This is a genomic window from Bacillus sp. AFS029533 (assembly GCF_002585125.1).
In the GTDB taxonomy this organism is placed as follows: domain Bacteria; phylum Bacillota; class Bacilli; order Bacillales; family Bacillaceae_G; genus Gottfriedia; species Gottfriedia luciferensis_B.
Genome location: NZ_NUQC01000022.1, coordinates 61,150 through 82,832 on the forward strand (window position 1 = coordinate 61,150; position 21,683 = coordinate 82,832).

The 21,683-nt window shown below is 31.2% G+C and carries 15 protein-coding genes; 6 read left to right on the top strand and 9 right to left on the bottom strand.

Annotated features, from left to right (window positions below; translation table 11 throughout):
- Positions 1-13: 13 nt before the first annotated feature.
- Both COE53_RS13500 and COE53_RS13505 read right to left on the bottom strand, forming a co-directional pair.
- A complete protein-coding gene (locus tag COE53_RS13500; RefSeq protein ID WP_069035403.1) occupies positions 14-1,339 on the bottom strand; it encodes a glycosyltransferase in 1,326 nt (441 codons plus the stop codon).
- On the bottom strand, positions 1,332-2,546 hold the full coding sequence (locus COE53_RS13505; protein WP_069035404.1) for a glycosyltransferase family 4 protein: 1,215 nt from the start codon (positions 2,544-2,546) through the stop codon (positions 1,332-1,334). The genes COE53_RS13500 and COE53_RS13505 overlap by 8 nt, the downstream gene beginning before the upstream one ends.
- A gap of 302 nt (positions 2,547-2,848) precedes the next feature.
- Between COE53_RS13505 and COE53_RS13510 the strand changes: the two genes are divergently transcribed.
- From COE53_RS13510 to COE53_RS13530, 5 genes are all read left to right on the top strand, one after another.
- Positions 2,849-3,565: an IspD/TarI family cytidylyltransferase gene (locus tag COE53_RS13510; RefSeq protein WP_069035405.1), complete on the top strand. Its 717-nt coding sequence runs from the start codon at positions 2,849-2,851 to the stop codon at positions 3,563-3,565.
- Complete coding sequence (locus COE53_RS13515) at positions 3,562-4,587, top strand: ribitol-5-phosphate dehydrogenase (protein WP_069035406.1); 1,026 nt, start codon at positions 3,562-3,564, stop codon at positions 4,585-4,587. The genes COE53_RS13510 and COE53_RS13515 overlap by 4 nt, the downstream gene beginning before the upstream one ends.
- 90 nt (positions 4,588-4,677) lie before the next feature.
- Positions 4,678-6,990 carry a bifunctional glycosyltransferase/CDP-glycerol:glycerophosphate glycerophosphotransferase gene (locus tag COE53_RS13520; protein ID WP_098948249.1) on the top strand — a complete coding sequence of 771 codons (2,313 nt, stop codon included), beginning with the start codon at positions 4,678-4,680 and terminating at the stop codon, positions 6,988-6,990.
- A gap of 175 nt (positions 6,991-7,165) precedes the next feature.
- Entirely contained in the window at positions 7,166-9,478 is a 2,313-nt protein-coding gene (locus tag COE53_RS13525) for a bifunctional glycosyltransferase/CDP-glycerol:glycerophosphate glycerophosphotransferase (RefSeq protein ID WP_098948250.1), read from the top strand.
- Positions 9,479-9,608: 130 nt separating this feature from the next.
- On the top strand, positions 9,609-10,553 hold the full coding sequence (locus COE53_RS13530) for a GDP-mannose 4,6-dehydratase (RefSeq protein WP_098948251.1): 945 nt from the start codon (positions 9,609-9,611) through the stop codon (positions 10,551-10,553).
- Between the two features lie 84 nt (positions 10,554-10,637).
- Here the strand turns inward: COE53_RS13530 and galU are convergent, their stop codons facing one another.
- The 7 genes from galU to COE53_RS13565 form a co-directional block, all read right to left on the bottom strand.
- A complete protein-coding gene (gene galU, locus COE53_RS13535) occupies positions 10,638-11,516 on the bottom strand; it encodes a UTP--glucose-1-phosphate uridylyltransferase GalU (protein WP_069035410.1) in 879 nt (292 codons plus the stop codon).
- A 288-nt stretch (positions 11,517-11,804) separates the two neighbouring features.
- A complete protein-coding gene (locus COE53_RS13540; protein WP_098948252.1) occupies positions 11,805-13,004 on the bottom strand; it encodes a DHHW family protein in 1,200 nt (399 codons plus the stop codon).
- A gap of 17 nt (positions 13,005-13,021) precedes the next feature.
- Positions 13,022-14,449 (bottom strand): MBOAT family O-acyltransferase, encoded by a 1,428-nt coding sequence (locus COE53_RS13545; protein WP_069035412.1) that lies wholly within the window; start codon positions 14,447-14,449, stop codon positions 13,022-13,024.
- A gap of 329 nt (positions 14,450-14,778) precedes the next feature.
- Entirely contained in the window at positions 14,779-15,882 is a 1,104-nt protein-coding gene (wecB, locus tag COE53_RS13550) for a non-hydrolyzing UDP-N-acetylglucosamine 2-epimerase (RefSeq protein ID WP_483295434.1), read from the bottom strand.
- A gap of 312 nt (positions 15,883-16,194) precedes the next feature.
- A complete protein-coding gene (locus tag COE53_RS13555; protein WP_098948254.1) occupies positions 16,195-17,178 on the bottom strand; it encodes a glycosyltransferase in 984 nt (327 codons plus the stop codon).
- 12 nt (positions 17,179-17,190) lie between these two features.
- A complete protein-coding gene (locus COE53_RS13560) occupies positions 17,191-19,305 on the bottom strand; it encodes a CgeB family protein (protein WP_098948255.1) in 2,115 nt (704 codons plus the stop codon).
- Between the two features lie 10 nt (positions 19,306-19,315).
- Positions 19,316-19,732 (bottom strand): hypothetical protein, encoded by a 417-nt coding sequence (locus COE53_RS13565; RefSeq protein ID WP_069035416.1) that lies wholly within the window; start codon positions 19,730-19,732, stop codon positions 19,316-19,318.
- 436 nt (positions 19,733-20,168) lie between these two features.
- Between COE53_RS13565 and COE53_RS13570 the strand changes: the two genes are divergently transcribed.
- The gene (locus COE53_RS13570) at positions 20,169-21,656 is read left to right on the top strand and encodes a DUF6270 domain-containing protein (protein WP_098948256.1); all 1,488 of its coding nucleotides are present in this window, start codon (positions 20,169-20,171) and stop codon (positions 21,654-21,656) included.
- Positions 21,657-21,683 lie beyond the last annotated feature (27 nt).

Below are 21,683 nucleotides of genomic sequence, written 5' to 3' on the forward strand. Positions count from 1 at the left end.
TAATCAAACTCTTTTAGCTTACCATTGTTGCTTTTTCACCGTATAAAACTTTTTCGTAAATTCCGATGAAAACTTTCTTCTCATTATTCCAATTGTATTTATGTCTTGCTTTTAAACAATTTTTGCTCATTTCGTCACGAACTTCAGGGTTGTCTAATAAATAGTTCACACCTTCAGCGATTGAATTGATATCGTGGGAGTCTACACATACACCAGTATATTCACCTTCAACTACCTTCTGAATTTCTGGGAAGCTACAAGCAACAACTGGTACACCGCTCATCATGTACTCAAATAATTTATTCGAAGACGCTGAATAATGATTGAAATTGATATTATTTAATACTTGAAATCCTAAATAAGCATTTCTTGTATAATTTAGTAATTCATCTACTGGCACTTTATCAATAAATTTCACTCGATTTTGTAGTTGTAACTCTTCTACTAAATTTAAGAGAGTAGGCTTTATCTTTCCATCACCAATAAAAACAATGATCCCTCTTTTATATAAAGGTGCAGCTTTTACAATTAATTCTAATCCACGCCCTTTTTGTATACCACCTTGATAAAGAAGTATTGGTTCATCTTCACTAATTCCTAGTTTTTCATGAAGATTAATCGCTTTACTTTCTTCCGGCTTAGACACAAATGGGTAATTATGAATTACCTCAGGATAGTCAATATCATATAAATCTTGAGTATATTTTGCCCTAGTATTATTTTCGTGAATCATCACATCAATATATTTAATTAAAAACTTCTCAATCTTTCCGAAAATCGGATTCTCATAACCAGATCTACTAGATTGAACTTCATGTGAATCATAAACTAATTTACTTTTTTTGAATACTTTTGCACAAATGATACCTTGAGGTAAAGTATTTAAATCATTCGCATGATAAATATCGTAATCCCTTTTAAGCCCATGATAGATCATTTGTAAAATATTATAGCCTCTAGTTAATAGTACTTTCATATAACGATTACCAAAAAGAACGATCACAGCAGCAATAATAATCGTTGCAACTGCATTTAAAAATAACCCAAGTAAAATCAATAAAATAGCAACTAGTTTCATTAATAAACTACTTTTTACTAAATTAAAGATCTTTGCACAATAATGAACAAGATGATAGATTCCAAATGGTAAACGATTGTTTACTCGGATTACATTAAATCCTTCTTCCATACGTTCTCTTTTTGGTAATTCTTTTGAATCATCATGTAAAGCAATTAAATCAACATCATATCCGACTTCTGCTAAAGCAGAGCATTCACGCAGTACGCGTGCATCATTCGTAAAATGATTAAATACAAACGCACAAACCTTTTTATTCATGGATATCCTCCATCACTTTTAATAACACATTAATATTCGTTTTCCAACGTAGATTTTTGTATGCATATTGATAGCCATTTTCTCCATAATTTTTTCGGAGATTTGGATCATTTGCAAGTTTATATATATTTTCAACCAATTCTTCAGGCGTATCTTCTTTTAAGATCATTCCACAGTTTGCTTCATGAATAATTTCACTTGCATACCCTGCTACATCTCCAATGATTGGTTTCTTAACACACATATAATCAATTATTTTTCCTGGTAAGACGGTTTTAAACACCTCTTGGTTTACTAAGCTTACATAAGCAATATCAGCACTTGCTACAAGTTTTAAAGTTTCGTTTCGGGATTTTGCAGTATGTAATGTTACATTCGATAATCCATTCGATTCAATATAATTTTTAACTTCATTTGTATTTTTTCCATAACCAATAATTGAAAAATTAATTGAAGTATTTTCCTTTAATAATGCAGCTGTTTTCATAAACTTATGCAAATCCTGTGCTAAGCCTAAATTCCCAGTATAAATAACGGTAATATTTTCTTTTTCTAATTGGGCCTCTTTATATGCTAATTCACTTTCAGTTAATGAATTAGGTAGAAATGTAATTTTATCCTTATTTACATTTTTATTTGTCATATATTCAATAAAACTTCGGCTATTAACGATTATTTTCGTTGCTTTTTTATATAATATTTCTTCTACTTTATATGCAGTTTTTAAGATTAATGGATTAGAGAAAACTTGTACGCCGGTTAGAGACTCTGGCCATAAATCTCTTATATCTAATATTAGTGGAGCTTTTAACTTCCATTTAGCAATTAAACCTGCCACACCTACAAATATTGGCGGAGATGTCACAAAAATATAATCAAATTCAGCCTTTTGTTTAAAAATAGTACCGATAAATCGAACCATAACTTCCAGATATAAATATAATCTCTTTAAAATACTTCCAGAGTGTTTTTTTATAGAAGGATCAATTCGAATGATATCCTTTTCGTCGATTAGTGGTTCATTCCAAAATTGTTTATCTTCATATAGTTCACGACTTGGATATCTAGGCTCTAATGTTAGTACCTTTACATCAAACCCCTTTTCCTTCAACTCTATATAAATATTTTTCATACGGTTTGCTGCACTACCTATTTCTGGATAAAAGTGTTGCGAAATAAGTAAAATCTTCTTTTTATGTAAACCCAAGAATGTCTTACCTCCTGAATAGAATTAATCATCAATTCTAACTTGACAAAATATACGATATTTTACCATAAACCTTCCTTTTTTACCATTTTTCTAATAGTCAATCATTTAATTTGAAGCTACTTGTACTATAGCATCGAATAATATAGTATAATGTCGACTAATTATTTTTTATTTGATATTATTATACTTATGTAAATTCAACAATTGACGAAATGTAATTTTTTTGTATACTTTGGGTATTTTATTAAAATATCCTTACTTGACATATTAATTCCAAAATAAAAAAGCAGGTGAAATGAATGATTTATGCAGAAATATTAGCGGGTGGAAAAGGTACTCGCATGGGAAATGTTAGTATGCCAAAACAATTTCTTGCACTGAATAACCGTCCAATTATTATCCATACAATAGAAAAATTCATCTTAAATGACGACTTTAAAAAGATTTTAGTTGTAACGCCAAAAGAATGGATTCAACATACAAAAGATATTATCAAAAAATATATCGGTACGAATGACCGTATAGCTGTTGTTGAGGGTGGTAGCGACCGTAATGAATCAATTATGAGTGGTATTCGCTATTTACAACAAAACTTTGAAATCACTGATGAAGATATTATCGTAACGCATGACGCTGTTAGACCGTTCTTAACTCATCGAATTATAGAAGAAAATATTGATGCTGCTCTAACATATGGAGCTGTTGATACTGTTATTGAGGCTGTTGATACAATCATTCAATCTTCTAATCACGATACGATTACAGATATCCCAGTAAGAAATACAATGTATCAAGGACAAACTCCTCAGAGTTTTAATATTAATCTACTTACAAAACACTATTCTGAATTAGATTCAGAACAAAAAGCAATCTTAACTGACGCTTGTAAAATTTGTCTTCTTAAAGGTGTAGACGTAAAGCTAGTTAAAGGTGAAGTTTTTAATATGAAGATTACGACTCCGTATGACTTAAAAGTAGCAAATGCACTTTTAAAGGATCAGGTGACGGCAAAATGATTAATCAAATCTATCGTTTAGTTTCAACAAAACAAATTGAGATCACTTATAAAGAACAATCTCTAGAAGGTGACTATATCGTTGTACGTCCAACACATTTATCAATCTGTGCTGCTGATCAACGATACTATACTGGTACTCGTGGCAAAGAAGCCATGGCAAAAAAATTACCAATGGCACTGATCCATGAAGGTGTCGGAAAAGTTGTTTATGATCCAAAAGGTGATTTCAAAACAGGCTCTCATGTCGTGATGATTCCAAATACACCTACTCAGGTTGATGATGTCATTGCTGAAAATTATTTAAAAACGAGTAAGTTTCGTTCAAGTGGCTATGATGGTTTCATGCAAGACTATGTATTCCTTGAAAGAGACCGTGTAGTAGGATTATCTGAAGACATTAACTTGCAGGTTGCAGCGTTTTCTGAATTGATCAGTGTAAGTATGCATGCAGTTGTCCGATTTGAAGAACGTGCACATCAACGTCGTGATGTTTTAGGCGTTTGGGGTGATGGAAACTTAGGATTTATAACTGCTCTAATCCTAAAAAAGCGTTATCCAGAAAGTAAAGTATATGTATTTGGTAAAAACCATTCAAAGTTAAGCTACTTCTCATTTGCAGATGAAACGTATCAAATTGATGAAGTTCCTGAAGATGTAACAGTCGACCATGCTTTTGAATGTGTAGGTGGTATTGGTAGTCAATACGCTGTAGAACAAATTATTAACCACATTCAACCAGAAGGCTCGATTCCATTACTTGGCGTATCTGAATATCCTGTTGAAATCAATACGCGAATGATCCTTGAAAGAGGAATTACTTTAATAGGTAGCAGTCGAAGCGGACGCTCTGACTTCGTTGAAACTGTTAATTTCCTTCATGAGAATCCTGAAGTAGTCGAATACTTAGAGACTCTAATTGGAGATGTAAATGAAATTCGTAGTATTGATGATATTCATAATGCATTCGAACGTGATTTAACAACTAACTGGGGAAAATCAGTTATGGAATGGAAAATATAATATAAAATTAGAGGGGATACTGCTCTCCTCTTTTTTATGTTAATCATATAACTCATACACTATTTTAATAATGAGGAGAAATTACCTAAAATGAATTTTGAAGTAGTAAGACCATCTAAAATAGATCAACCTAAGGTTAGTATCATTATTCCTGTATATAATGTAGAAAATTATATTAAAGAGACAATTGAATCACTTGCCAAACAAACATTAAGTCCGATTGAAATTATATTAGTTGATGATGGTTCAACTGATCAGACGCCAAACATCATTAATGACCTTTTAAACTTATATCCAAATATACTGTATGCAATTCAGAAAAACGCTGGTCCTGGTGTTGCAAGAAATAATGGATTGACTTTGGCTAAAGGTGAATACATTAGTTTTGTTGATTCAGATGATTTATTACCTGAGGATGCATTAGAAACTATGTATCTAGCAGCAAAAACTGAGGATGCTGAAGTAGTTACAGGAGCTTCTCTAAGCTTTAATAGTACTCGTTCTTGGTATATTGCTAGTCATGTCAACAATGGTGTATATACTCCTGGTACGAAGTCACTTGTTGCAAATAAAGGACTATTATATTCATTAGGTCCTTGTAACAAAATGTTTAAAGCGACTCTAATTAAAGATATGTCATTCCCAACTGATATTAGAGTAACAGAAGACCATCCATTTATTATTGAAGCTTATTTAAAAGCAAATAAAATTTTTACAGTTGATAAAGTAATCTATCATTACCGTAATCGAGAAGAAGAGTCAAATCTTTCTCTTTCACAAGTAGTACGTGTTGATTCAGTTAAGGTTTTACGTGATATCTTAAAAAGTTTGAGCTATTCTAATCAATTATGGAATAATTTAATACCGAACGAGCTAGAGCGTTTAGATGTAATGGGTGTTTATTACCATCGTATCGTTACAGCTGATTTATGGCCTGCTATTATGAGCGCGGTTCGTTCAAAAAATGCTTCAATCCAAGAAGAAGCATTTCAATTAATTTATGATTGGCTAAAGACCATTGACTTTAAGTTATATAATAAAGTACCTGCTTTAACTAGAATCACTTCATACGAATTGGTTCCTCATTATAGCTTATTATCGCAAAAGGCAAAGGAACTGCATTTAAACTGGTTAAAAGAATGGATAAAACTTAGTAACCCAGGTACTATGCATACATTGAAAAACTCTAATAGAAAATTTGATACACAGTTGTGTTTAAAAGCATTACAAAAAAATTCGATCAAGCCAATTCAGAGTCATATTAGCAAACGAGATCGCAGAAAACGTATTAATAAAATTAAGAGCCGTTTTAAGAGTGCATTTGCACGTCGAGTAGTTTTTAAGTTTGCTAGTTTACTACCTGCAGATAATACAATCGTTTTTGCATCAAATAAATCGAAAGGTCTGGATGATTCATATCCTTTCATTTACGAGCAAATTAGAACGAAGCGCCCACAATATAAAGTAGTTGATGACTTCTTTAAGAAACGAGAGTTCGCTGATTTATGTAAAACATACTACCAATTTGGCCGTGCTAAATATATTATTCTAAACGATTATCACCGCCAAATTTATAAAATGAATTTTAGAAAAGAAACAGAAGTAATTCAAATGTGGCATGCTTGTGGTGCATTTAAAAAGTTTGGACATAGTGCAGTAGGTTTTGCAGATAGTAATCCAAAACAGTTTGAAACAAATGCTCACAAACCTTATACAAAAGTTGTTGTTTCAACGAATGAAGTTGTACCTCATTACGCTGAAGCATTTGATATTGATCAAAAAAATGTTTTACCTTTAGGACTACCTAGAACTGACCTTTTCTTTGACGATGAAACAAAGGAGTATGTTCGTAGAAAATTCCTTAATAGGTTTTCAAAGTTAAAAGATAAAAAAATTATTACTTATGCTCCAACATTCCGTGGAAACCCAAGAGATCGAAAAACGTTCCATTTGGAACTTGATTTAGCTGCAATGCAAGAAAAATTAGGGGAAAATTACGTACTTGTACTAAAATTGCATCCAGCAGTTACGAATAATGTAAAAATCCCTGAATCTGCTCGTGATTTTGTATTGAATTTAGGTAATGAAAATATTAATGAAGTATTATTAATGACAGATATTTTAATAAGCGACTATTCTTCTTTATTATTTGAGTATACATTACTTGAAAGACCTGTTATTTTCTTTGCATATGATTATGAGAACTACATGAAAGAAAGAAGTTTCTTCTATGATTATCATGATTTTGTACCAGGTCCAATTACTTCAACTACAAATGAGATTATCGATTTAATTCAAAAAGATCAGTTTGATTTAAATAAAGTGAAAGAATTCAACCAACGTTTCAATGAAATAGCTGACGGACGAGCTTCAGAAAGATTCGTAGAAACGCTAATTAAATAATTCGTTAAAGGTAAGTAAGCATTTAAATCCGAGGATTTATCTGTTTACTTGCCTTTTCTTTTGCTTAACCTATGCATAAATCATTTAAGATGGAATAATTTCCAATATTTTTGACAAAATTACTTTTAACTAATAAATAAACTTTTATTTAATCGTTTGAAATGAGGAAAAATTGATGAGTTTTGAATTAATAATCAACCCTGATTTAAAGGACGTTAAAGTTAGTTTAATCATCCCTGTATACAATGTAGAGGAATATATTGAAGTAACCTGTTCATCCTTAGTGAATCAATCACTTAAAAATATAGAAATTATATTTATAGACGATGGTTCAAGTGATCAAAGTGTTGAATTAATAAAACAATATGCAAAAGATTACCCTAATATTGTATTAGGTATTCAAGATAATAGCGGACCTGGTGTAGCTAGAAATAATGGAAAGAAGATTGCTAGAGGTGAGTATATCGGCTTTGTCGATTCTGATGATTTATTACCTCATGATGCGATTGAAGCAATGTACCAAGCAGCTCTTGATGAAAATGCAGATGTTGTTACAGGGCAATCGTTAAGCTTTAATAGTACTCATAAATGGTTTATTGGTAGTCATGTTAGTAATGGAGTAAATATACCTGGAGAAAAGTCCTTAATCTCAACTCCTGGACTACTCTATTCTCTTGGACCATGTAATAAACTTTTTAAAGCTACCCACGTCAAAAATATCAATTTTCCTAAAAACATTAAAGTAACCGAGGACCACCCTTTTATAATAGAAGCATACTTAAAGGCTAATCGAATTTTCACCGTTGATAAAGTTATTTATTACTATCGTTCTAGAGAAGCTGAAGACAATATTTCTTTATCTCAAATTGTCAGAGTTAATTCTGTTAAGGTCTTAAATGATATCTTAAAGAGTCTTTCAATTTCCGATCCTCTTTGGGATCAATACATTGTAAACAAATTTGAACGCAATCAATTAAAATCGCATTACTACCAAAGAATCGTAATGGCAGATATATGGCCGGCAGTTAACAGTGCGATTCGAAGTATGGAGACAGAAACCCAAGTTGAGAGTTTAAAACTATTTTTGGAATTCGTAAATACAATTGATATTCATCTATATAACAAAATCCCAGCTATATCTCGGATTCTATCCTATGAAATCGTTAATCGTTATCATTTTATGAGTCCAGAAGCAAAACGAATTCATTTAGATTTACTAAAAGTTTGGGAAGCACGATTAAATCCAGAAATGGCTCATCAATTAATAACTTCTATACATAAATTAGAGGTTAATTCTTGTTTGGCAGCCGTCAGAAAAAATAGTTTAACTCCTATTAATAGCCTGGTCAGAAGGAAAGCAAATAAAAAAAGGAAAAACAAATTCTCAAGTCGGTTAAAAAGTGCCTTCGCTAGACGGGTTGTTCTAAATTTTGCAAGAATGCTCCCAATGAAAGATGAGATTATATTTGCTTCAAATAAATCAACTGGACTTCAAGACTCTTATTATTTTATCTACGAAGAACTGATTAAAACTAAACCAGAGTACAAAATTATTGGCCATTTTATTCGAAAGCGTAATTTCTCTGAGCTATGTAAAATGTATTATGATTTTGGACGTGCTAAATATGTAATACTGAATGATTATCACAGACCTCTATATAATGTAAATTTACGAAAAGATACGAAAGTCATTCAAGTATGGCATGCATGTGGAGCCTTCAAAAAATTTGGACTTAGCGCAGTAGGCTATAAAGATAGTAATAGTAAGGAATTTGAAATAAAAGCTCATACTTCCTATTCCAATGTGATCGTTTCTTGCGATGAAATTATTCCTTTTTATGCAGAGGCATTTAACGTTCCTGAATCGAGGGTTTTAGCTTTAGGCTTACCAAGAACTGACTTTTTTTATAATGAAGAGATGTTAGAGTCAGTAAAAAATAGATATTTTAATAAGTATCCAATGTTGAAAGGCAAAAAAATTATTACTTATGCTCCTACATTTAGAGGTAGCCCTAAAGAGCGAAAGAATTTTAATTTACAATTAGATTTAATCCAAATGGCTAATAAACTCCAAGATGAGTATGTACTAGTACTAAAACTACATCCTGCTGTGAAAAAAGGGACTGTCATTCCACAAGAAGCAAAAGATTTTGTCATTGACCTAGGCAATCATGATATGAATGAAGTACTTTATCTTACAGATATACTAATCAGTGATTACTCATCCCTTGTATTTGAGTATGCAATTTTGGAACGACCAATGATCTTTTATGCATATGACCTTGAAGAATACTTAGATGAAAGAAGCTTTTTCTATGATTATGATGAGTTTGTTCCAGGACCGATTGTCAGAACAACGGATGAAATCATTAACATTATAAAAGAAGGTAACTATGATCTTCAAAAAGTAGCTGAATTTAATCATCGATTTAACAAATATCAAGACGGTCAATCAGCTAAACGATTAATTCAAACTTTAATTAAATAATGAAAGCTCTTCAAGTACTAGTTATTTTACATGGTCTAGTTTGTATTACTATGGTAAAATTAATATCATAATTTTAGTTAATATATAAGGAAATCTATGATTGCTAGTCCATTATTTAAGGAGAAGTTTTATGAAAAAGATCTTAATTACAGGCGGTGCTGGTTTTATTGGTTCGAATCTTGTAAAAATGTATATAGACAAAGGTTACCAAGTTGTAGTTGTAGATGATCTTTCAAGTGGAAACATAGCTACTCTTCCACCAAATGTTACTTTTTACGAAGAAAGTATTTGTAATTCTAAATTTATTGATATTGTACTAAAAGAAAAACCAGATATAATCAATCATCACGCTGCACAAATCGATGTTCAATTTTCAATCCAACATCCTTTAGAAGACGCAAAAATTAATATTTTAGGTACACTCAATTTATTAGAGGCTGTACGCAAACTAAAAGAAGAAAAAGAAGTAGTACTTGTCTATGCTTCTTCAGCAGCTGTTTATGGTAATCCGGTTTATTTAGGAGTGGATGAGAACCATCAAAAACACCCTATTTCTTATTATGGCATTTCAAAATTAACACCTGAATATTACATAAATGTATACCATCAATTATATGAAATCCCTTTTACTATTCTTAGATATGCCAATGTTTATGGTATTGGCCAAGATCCAAAAGGTGAAGGTGGAGTTATTAGTATTCTGATGGATAAAATCATATCAAATTCTACTTTTACTGTTTTCGGAGACGGCGAGCAAACTAGAGATTATATCTACGTAGAAGATATTGCTTCAGCAAACTTTAATGCAGGAGAACAACCAGCAAATGATGTATGTAATGTTGGTACAAACATAAAAACATCTTTAAATACATTATTAGAGGTTACTGAACAAATTCTTAACCGAAAAATTGAAGTTCAATACCAAGATGAACGTAGTGGCGATATTCGTGATAGCTATTTAACAAATGAAAAAATACACTCATTATTAAATTGGCAGCCAGCCTACACTTTGTATGAAGGTCTTGAAAAAACATTGAACTATTACATTCAACAAGCTAACAAGGATGTTGAATGATTAAGGAATTAAAACCATATCGAAAAAAACGACTAAACTTTGTTTTCCTATAACAAAAGGTTTAGTCGTTTTTATTTGTAATGATTAAAGTTGAACTTCTACTGAAAGAATCTTTTTTAAATAGTTAATCAAATCTTCTCTTATTTCTTCTTTCTTTAATGCAAATTCAATGTTTGTTTTTATAAATCCTAGTTTTTCACCTACATCATATCTTGTTCCTTCAAAATCATAAGCGAATACACGTTGAATTCGATTTAATTTTTGAATTGCATCAGTTAATTGAATTTCTCCGCCAGCACCAATATTTTGTTCTTCTAAGAACATAAAAATTTCTGGTGTCAGTACATATCTACCCAAAATGGCTAAATTTGAATCAATCGTTCCAGGAGCTGGTTTTTCAACAAAATTCTTTACTTCGTATCTCCTACCATTTTGTAATAATGGGTCAACTATACCGTATCGATGAGTCTCTTCACTAGCTACAGATTGAACACCAATGACCGATGAATAGGTTGTATTATATTGATCAATTAATTGTTTTAAAGCTGGAATTTCTCCATCAACGATATCATCACCAAGTAAAACCGCAAATGGTTCATCTCCAATAAAATTACGAGCACACCAAACTGCGTGACCTAATCCTCTTGGTTCTTTTTGACGTATATAATGAATCTCAATATTTGAAGGAATTTTTACTTCTTCTAAAAGAGAGTACTTTTCTTTCTCATATAAAGTTTGTTCTAACTCAAATGCTCGATCAAAATGGTCTTCAATCGCGCGCTTTCCTTTACCAGTTACAATGATAATATCTTCTATACCCGATTCAATCGCTTCTTCAACGATGTATTGAATCGTTGGCTTATCTACAATCGGTAACATTTCTTTCGGCATTGCTTTTGTTGCAGGTAAAAATCGTGTACCAAGGCCCGCAGCTGGAATAATCGCTTTTCTTACTTTCTTCATATTAATCACTCCTAGAGTTTAATCATTAGACCCCTTTATTGAATGGCTAAACCATTATATTAGAAATGAAAGACTATAAATCTATTTTACTTTAAAAACGAATAAATGCCTATTAATCTTGTGATTAATGAATACAGTACAGTATAGAATATGTTTGCAAATTTTTTACTTCTATTTTTCTATTTAATTGTTTTTGAGTTTTCTTCCCAATTAGAAAAAAGGGATGCATAAAGAATTTTCTCTTATGACATCCCTTTTCAATTGTCCCACCCGGAAGATACATTGTATTTATTGATTTTCTCCTTGACCAGGATGATCAAAATTTGTTAATGTCGGTGTTACATAAATAGAATTAACATTATTCATAATGACTACATCATCTATTTTAAACTTTTTAATATAATCAATGATAGGCATTTTATTATAATATCTCAAGTCAAGAACCCTTGTTTCTTTATAATGGTTAACAAAAAATTGTATACTTGCATTTGCATAAGAATCTTTAATAATCAATAATTTTCGATTCTTTACTTTATCGTTATAAATCGCTGTTTCAGGATGATCCCCACCCATGTAAGTAACATATCGATTTGTATAGAGACTAACATTTTTCAATGGTTCTTCTGCATATAAACCTCTATTACATATAGCATTGTAACAGACATTTAAATCCTGTTTTTCCTTACTTTTTACGACAGTTATTGTATCTGTTTTCGTTACATTTGCTCTCGTCGTTTTACGAGCATCCGAACCGTAAAAAGGTAAGCCTTCTTCTTTCCAAATGAAATCATCCGCGTTCATTGCTTTTCCAACTTCATTTGAATTCATATAAATTGTATTAATGATTGTTTGATATGAATAAAATGCAGCCTTTGCCTTCCAATGATGATCAGTAAAAGGATATAAATTGGGTTCATTTTTATGTTTATTCATTGTAATTCTGAGATCTAAAGGGTGTGCAATCGGATCAATATAACTAAAAAGATAATCTGACGCCTCATTCCCATAACTAGGAAAGTATGAAGGGAATTGGTCTTCAAATGTCACTGATTTATTTGGTGCTAGACTAAAATAAGTGTTCACTCCAAGTTTTGATGCTTGTAGTGCAAATTTATTAATTCTATTTGCAATGACTTTTGCACTTTCTTTTGTTTGTTTAGGCACAGTAGATAATAATAAACCATTATTGGCAACATATACATCTTGTACAACATTCTGACCTAATAAATCTTTATTGATTGTTGCATTCGCTTCAATTAATTTCAATCTACCAGGAAATTGATCATTAAAATAAAGCTCAAATTCTTTTGAATATTCTCCTGAAGCTAACTTTTTTAAACTCATTTTTGGCATTTGTGCAAGTTCTCTATTTTCAATCGTAGAATACTTCAAATCACCTTTAACCCAAACATAAATAGCCCCAGCAAAAATGATAAATAGGAAACTTATAACTAAGAAATTATTAACCTGAAATCGATTACTTTGCATTTTAAACCTCCAACTTACTAGAAACGGAAATAGATAAATGGATTGAATGTGTTAGAAACAACACAAATAATTGAAATACCAAGAACTAATAAATAATAACCTGTTAACCCAATATTACGACCGAAAATTCTTACAGCAAAACTGGATTCTGACTGAATCATGATTTTATCTGCGAAGATTTTCAATAAAGGAGTTGCCCCAATTATAGCTAGTCCTATTAGAACACCATATTCAACAAAATAATATGCTGCATTTGAATCCCAAACAACTGTATGATTTAAACCGAACATTGTTTTAATATAATCAAACGCATAACTAAATGTTTCTGAACGAAAAAATACCCATCCAATTACGACTAGGAATGTAGCGTAAATATGCTGAATTGCATTAGGCAACTTTCGTAAAATATCACCGAGGAAAGCTTTTTCTAGCATGATTAGTATACCGTAATAAATACCCCATGCGATAAATGTCCAACTTGCTCCATGCCAAAAACCTGTAGCAAACCACACAATAAAAAGATTAATATACGTTCGTAAAGGAGAAATACGATTTCCACCTAACGGGATATATAGATAGTCCCTGAACCATGTTCCTAATGAAATGTGCCATCTTCTCCAAAACTCAGTTACTGATTTTGAAATATACGGGTAGTTGAAATTTTCTAGAAAATCAAATCCGAACATTTTTCCTAAACCAATCGCCATATCTGAATAACCGGAAAAATCAAAGTAAATTTGTAAAGAATAAGCAATAATGCCAATCCAAGCTAAACCAATGGACATGTCATGTGGATTTTGTGCAAAAATTTGATCTGCGACCCAACCGCAATTATTAGCCAAAAACATTTTCTTACCTAATCCAATAATAAATCGCTTCGTTCCATAAGCAAATTTCTCTAAAGTTTCTTTTCGATCTGTAATTTGATGTGAAACAGTTTGATAACGAACAATCGGACCTGCAATTAATTGTGGAAATAATGTTTTATAGGTAGCCATATTCAATGGATTTCTTTGTAGAGCACCATCTTTTCGATAAACATCGACTACATAACTAATTCCTTGGAAAGTAAAAAAAGAAATTCCCAACGGTAAAGGTATTAGAGGAATCGTAATATTTGTGTTAAACAATAAATTTATATTATCAACAAAGAAGTTGGAGTATTTGAAGAAACATAATAATCCCAAATTGGCCACAAGCATCGCTGCCATAATCCACTTTATTTTCGTTTTCTTATTTCGATTTGCATCAACAATTAACGCAAATACATAATTGATAATAATTGAAAGGAACATAACCAATACAAACCTTGGCTCTCCCCATGCATAAAAAACTAAACTAGATACTAACAACCATGCGTTTCGAAAAATACGTGGTAGTACAAAATATACTAGTAAAACGATAGGTAGAAATACAAACAAAAATACAGTTGAACTGAAAAGCATAATCTAGTCCTTTCTATTGTTGAATTTATCACTAACAAACATAAATTTTATCAACAGACACAATTATCATATAGTTAACTTTAGAGATTTAATTTAAATTTATTCAAAATGTAACAAAATAAATAACTTTTTAAATATAGTAATACTCATTCAAACTAAAAACCTAATACACAGAAAAAATCCCTTTTAATCGTATCTATCTTTATTTAGGAAAAGTACTTAATTAAAAGGGGTTATTTTTAATCACGATCTTTTTCCACTTAAAATAGTTAAAAATAAAAAAGACTATCTTTGAAAATTTTTCAAAGATAGTCTTTCCTTACATATGATTACTTTGTTTTATTTTTAAAATGTTGAATAATCACTTCAACAATTCTTCTAGAAGCTTCGCCATCTCCATACGGATTAGATGCCTTTGACATTTTTGCATGTGCCTCATCATCTGACAACAGTTCATCAGCTAACGAGAAAATCACTTCTTCGTCAGTTCCAGCAAGCTTTAATGTACCAGCATCAATTCCTTCAGGGCGTTCTGTCGTATCACGTAAAACAAGAACTGGTACGCCTAATGAAGGTGCCTCTTCTTGTACACCACCAGAATCAGTTAGGATTAAATGCGATCTTGCCGCAAAGTTGTGGAAATCAATGACATCCAGTGGTTCGATTAAATGGATTCGATTATCATTTCCTAAAACTTCATTTGCAATTTCACGAACAACAGGATTCATGTGTACAGGATACACAACTTGAATATCATTATGTTTTTCGACTAAGCGCTTAATCGCTTTAAACATATTTCTCATTGGTTCTCCTAAATTTTCACGACGATGAGCAGTCATTAAGACTAATCTGTCATTACCAATTTGATCAAGAACAGGATGAGTATACTCTTCTTTTACTGTTGTTTTAAGTGCATCAATCGCAGTATTACCAGTAATAAAAATTGTTTCTTCCTTTTTATTTTCAGCTAACAAATTTTGTGCTGATTTTGTCGTAGGAGAAAAATGTAAATCAGTCATGACACCAGTTAATTGACGGTTCATTTCTTCTGGGTAAGGTGAATACTTGTCCCAAGTACGTAAACCAGCTTCAACATGACCAATTGCAATTTGATTATAAAAAGCTGCAAGACTAGCAATAAAAGTAGTTGTCGTATCACCATGAACTAATACAATATCCGGCTTTACTTCTTGCATAATCTTATTTAAACCTTCCAAACCTCGCGTTGTTACATCGATTAAAGTTTGGCGATCCTTCATTATATTTAAATCATAATCAGGTGTGATTTTAAAAATTTCGAGAACTTGATCCAACATTTGACGATGCTGGGCTGTAACCGTCACAATGGATTCTATTTGATCAGGATGCTTAGCTAGCTCAAGCACTAGTGGCGCCATCTTAATCGCTTCTGGTCTTGTTCCAAAAATTGTCATTACTTTAACAGTCAAAATTCTTTCCCCTTTCAAAACAAATCGGCTTATTGAAATATGTATCTATCTATTGTATCTTAACTGAGGAAATAAAGACATTTTTTACCATGAAAAATAACGTTTATTCCTCTATCTACAGGACTAATTTTAAAAGTTAATCGTCTTAATCCCTAAAATGTTCTTTAACTAGTAATTATTTAATTCTATACACTTAGTTTCCCACATTTTGAAATCATTCATACTCGCTGTAATAATAATAGAAGAAAAAAGCACAGTTCCTTCTACTTAAGAATTCACTGTGCTCTTTCGAAATACTTAATGAACTAATTTTACTTGTAACTCATCAATTAGACTCAAAATCTCTGAACACATTTTATCCATACAGTAATTTTCCTTCACAAATTCAACTAGTTCTTTCCTAGATCCTTTTCTATTATCCGCGATGTACTGCGCTGCTTGATCGAGTGATTCAAAAATATACTCATCAGGGAATATCGTTCGAGCTCCTTCACGATTTAATACAATTGGCACAGCACAAGAAGCCATCCCTTCAACGGGTGCTAAGTGAAAACTTTCATAATCGCTAACTGATAAGACATAACCAATCGACTCAAGCCATTCCGCTGAATCTCCCCACTCTTCAAACTGAACTTGATTACGATAGTGGGATTTCTCTATTTTTCTAAATAAACTTGTATAATAATCCTGCTCTTGTTGATTATTCCAGACCCATGGAAACTCTTTCGGATGCTTTCCTTTTATCGAAAGAGTATATCGGTTGTCTTTTTCGTATAACTTTTCAAATATCTCAAGCGCTCGATCTAATCGTTTTAACTTCGGTACATAACCAAGTAATCCAATTCGAAAATCCGCATCATATTGCTTAGGTAAATGGAATCGATCTACATCAACACCATTTTGAATGACAATCATCTTTTCTCTAGGAATCTTTGCAACTCGATGGAATTCCTCAAATATATAAGAAGAAATGGCAATAATCTTATCAATTTTCGTGAAATCAAATTTTTCCGGGAAAGGCGTATTCATTTCAAAACGATGCATTCTAACAATTAATATTTGATGATCTTTTTTATGCTCCTGATACCAAAGTACATTTCCAAGTCCCCACTCGCAAAAAAGAACATCCGCCCAATTAACGATTTCCAAGCTTTTGCCAACTTGATGAATTGTATGGCCTTCCCATAAATCTATTTTTATTTCAATGTCACTTCTAGCTTCAAACCTCTTAATCGCTTCGTTAATAAATTTTAAATCATGCCCTATAACCGCCAGTTTCATAAAAACAGCTCCTTATACTAAAATACTCTCAATTTTGTCTCGGCTAACGGCTTGTTCATAGGCATCTCGATAAAAATTAAACTCATCAATTTCAAAAAATTGAACGCCAGCTTTTGAGAAATGGCCAATTGTTGATTTGTTGTCTAAAAGACTGATAAACTCACTTGGACGAATAAATCTTGTCGCCTTTTTACAAATCAATGCTTCATCAATATGGCAATCATTTACGTAGTTATAGCTATTTCCATTGCCTTTCGCAATAATCGTATCATTCGTATACTTAGTCGCTAACATCATGTCTCTTAAATAATTCTCTCCATAATAATGATCTAGATTAATTGGAGCAATATAATACGAATCAACGAGATCATTCAAACTAAAATAATGATGGCAGTAATCAATAAGGTAAGTTTTTATATCCCCGTGATTGTTTTGATTAAAAATCTCTAAATAGCCATCAAATAAATCGAGTAAGATTACTAGCTTTTTTTGTTTAATTCCTTGTCTATTGTAAATCGCGATTAACTTTTCATAATCAGCTTTACTTCTAACGATCCCTACTAACGTAGCACTTTCTGCATATTTCTCATATGGCAGATTGATAATATTTAATAAATCTTCCACTCGATTCGTATAAGTGTGTTCTTCTAATACTTTTCGCAATGTGAGTAAACGATTTTTCTTATAGAAGGTCTCATCTGCATAATAGTTTGAAAGTCGTTGCTTCATCAGTTTTTCATCATCTGTAGCCGTTACAATGTCTCCAAACATTCTATGAATCCCCTCTGAATGAGAGCTAATGATTGGGGTATTGCTTGCTAACAACTCAAATACTCTCCGGGCAAACATTGTCGGAGATTTCGTAATACTATTTACGTTTAGTGCTACTTTATATCCTTTATAGGCAATATCGATTTCATTTTGTTTTAAGTTTCCAACAATAAATGGCTTATACTCATCTGGAAATTGATTAGGACTTGATGGATTATGATAGTTTCGGTCATAAATATCTAGTCCATATTCCTTCGAAGAATTTACTAGCTTCTCCATAGCACTCGTACGCTCGGGAAACTTTTTACCGTAATATGCTCCAGCGAAAACTACTTTCTCTTTACGTGGAATATATTCAATTGGATTGTGAATTTTTGGTTGAGCTGCAAAAGGTAAGCAATAAACATTTTCGCAGCCTTCTGCTACATAGTTCTGTACTGATTCAAAATCAGTCGTGAACACATAGTTAAAATGCTTAGCAGTATCGATAAAAGCTTGGTAATGGAACGGATCTTCTTTATTCCAAAAAACGGTGGGGATATAGTGTTCTTTACACCAATAAACTAGTTTTAATAACTTAGTGTGATTTCTGTGATTTTTCGTACCGATCTTATCCTTCCAAGCTCCTTCGTTTCCAAGCCATGCAGACTCACAAAAGAAGAAATCAATTCGATGCTTTTTAAACTCATCTAACCAATTCTCAGGAGTGACTTTTACAAGTTGAAATTCATAATCGAAGCATCGCGTTGTAAATTCATCGGCAATAAACCCAACTCGAAAGTCCTTAATTTCTTTCTTTTGTTTAATTAAATGAATATTTTCGCTTTCATTCTTTTTATATGAACCCATTAATTTAGCATGGAATAAATGAAGCGTTGCAGCACCTGTCATGTAAATCGAAAAAGAAACCGATTGAATCCCTTTTTGACTAAATTCAGATAGATCAATTACCTCGTCTATCTGAAAACTTAATGTACTTGAGTTGTTTTCGTAATCTACTAGTCGTAACTCACAAACAACCTCACTTTTACCGCTGACAAAGCCTGTGATCGCAAATCTAGTAAATAATTTACTTCTACCTTCATTAAAAAGTAAATTCCTTAATTTTGTTTCATCTATATAATCAATGACAACAGTCTGCCTAACTAGTTTATTATTAAATAGAACTTCCTTTTCCTTCTGAAATTTTTGAACGCCCTTACTAACTATAAAATCATCCGCTGAAAAAGAAAGTAACTCATGGTTTCTAAAATAGAAGGGTTCATCCACATTCATTAATTCTTGCAGCATCATTTTTGTATCATACTTTTCATTACGTAATCGAGTAATTTGTTTTTCTATTGATTCTTTTAACATGAATGTCCCCTCATTTTCTTTTTAAATACTTCAACAACTTCCAATACTTTCTTGCCAATTTTCCAAACTTCGAGTTCCTAAACGTTTCATAATTTAATTGCAGCTTTTGATATTCCTCCTGCAATTTTTCATATTCATACGAACCAAACGACTGTTTTACTTCGTTTACAAGAACATAATCATCGAGCCCCATCATAAACTCCTCATGCTCCACAATTAAATCCAACTGCCGAAATAATTGCTCTTCCATTCTTTTTTCCAATTCCATTACCTTATCAGATAGGAACTGGTTTTGTTTCATTAACAATTCATTTTGTCGTTCAAGATTCGCATCGAAATCCTCATTCGAAACCTCTATTAAATTTGGTTTAAAATTTACAGTTGTTGAATCTACATGACTACTATTCAATAATTCACTATTCTTCATTTCAAACCTCCAGATCAGGATAAACACTCTATTAATAAAGACGTGTTTATTAAAAAAAGAAAATTTTATTAATTAAAGATTAACGATTTTTTGTGAATTTACATGAGTATCCATGTTAAAAGTATGTAAAAAGTATAATGATATGATTTTCCAAATTATTAGTGCATCAGAATGTTTTAAAATATAAAAAATCCCCAACTGTAATGTTCTTTTCCTATGGTAAGAGAATGCAATCACCGAAGTGTAGCTTCTTGTAATATATGATTCTTAGAAAATAATCTTAAATTCTTGTTAACATTCTTATAGGTAATTATTAAAAAAACTATTGTCTTGTTTAATAATAATAATCATAATGTTAATGTTAATATCTGTTAGCGTTTCGTAAATTTTTTTACGAATTCAAAAAATATTTTAATTAAATGGGATGGGCGGCTTTATGCTAAAAAAAATTGAATACTTAAAAGATGGGATTAGACTTTACATAGAAGATACAAACGGGGTTTTAAATGAATCCTCCTCATTAGTCTTAAAACAAAGGCCAAATAAATATATGAAAGTAAGTAGTGAAATATTGCAAAGCTTAAACAAAAAGATTGATAATCAATATATAGTAGATATTAACTTTTCAGATATAAAAAATATCAAATTATATCCAATTGAGATTTTTGATTTATATTTAGCTAAAGATGCTGAATTATTACCATTAGAAATTAATTGTAATCTTGAAATGCCAACTAAATATATGAGCTCAAAACTTCTAAACATTTATTATGTAAAGACATATATAACAAGTGATAATCGTATTGCTCTTTACTTAACACAAGATAAATTACATTTTAATCTAGTTAAAGCAGATTGTTATGAAGATTTTGTCCAACTTTCTATTACTAATCAAAAACAATTCAATCAAATCAAAACCGAACTAGCGATTAATACTCATTCATATAGTACACATATTGGAAATAACAATGAAATTTTGTGTTCAACCTTTAATGTATTTGATTTATTAAATAGCTATCTTGAATCTACCGACTTAGAACTTTTTGTACAAATTACATTAAACAAAAATATTATAGTTTTAATTAACTTATTAACTGAGAATGAAGCTAATCATCAAACTAAACATTTTTCTCTTTTATTAAATAAGAACATTATTTCTATAAAAAGCAATGAAAAGAAATTAAAAATCGCTGCATTCGGATCTTGTGTTACACGAGATAATTTTAATAGTAAATTTAACTTAAATTATAGAAATCATTTTGAAGTACTTCGCTATCAAAATCAATCGTCAATCATTAGTTTAATGAGTAATCCGATTCCATATAATAGAGAGAAAATTGACAACTTAAATGAATATGAGCAAAATGATGTTTTCGATGACTTAGAAAAGAACTTTTTAAATGATTTAATCAGTAAGCAGCCTGAAGCTCTCATTCTTGATTTCTTTGGGGATGTATATTTTGGTTGTTTAAAGACGAATAGTTCATATATTACTAATAATCGTTGGAAAATCACTAAAACATCATTTTATAGAGAATTAAACGAAGTCAATACATTTAATTTGAATACTAACCTTAGCGAATATTTTACACTTTGGAAGCAAACAATTGATCAATTTTTACAAATTATTAATAGAGAACTTCCGAATTGTAAAATAATACTTCACAAAGCTAGATTTACTGGTATGTACTATGATAAGGACCATAGCATTAAGAAAATTATTTCTAACACTGATATCGATTTATTAAATGCCTTTTGGGACCAATTGGATGACTACGTGGTTTCAAATTACGAGGTTTCAACAATAAATGTAAAACAAAACTATATTTCTATTGCAGATCATGCTTGGGGTATTTTCCACTTGCATTTTGAACCAAATTATTATAAGAATTTTATTGCTCAATTAATAAAATTAACGAAATAAAAAAAGAGGGTGATATTCAATCACCCT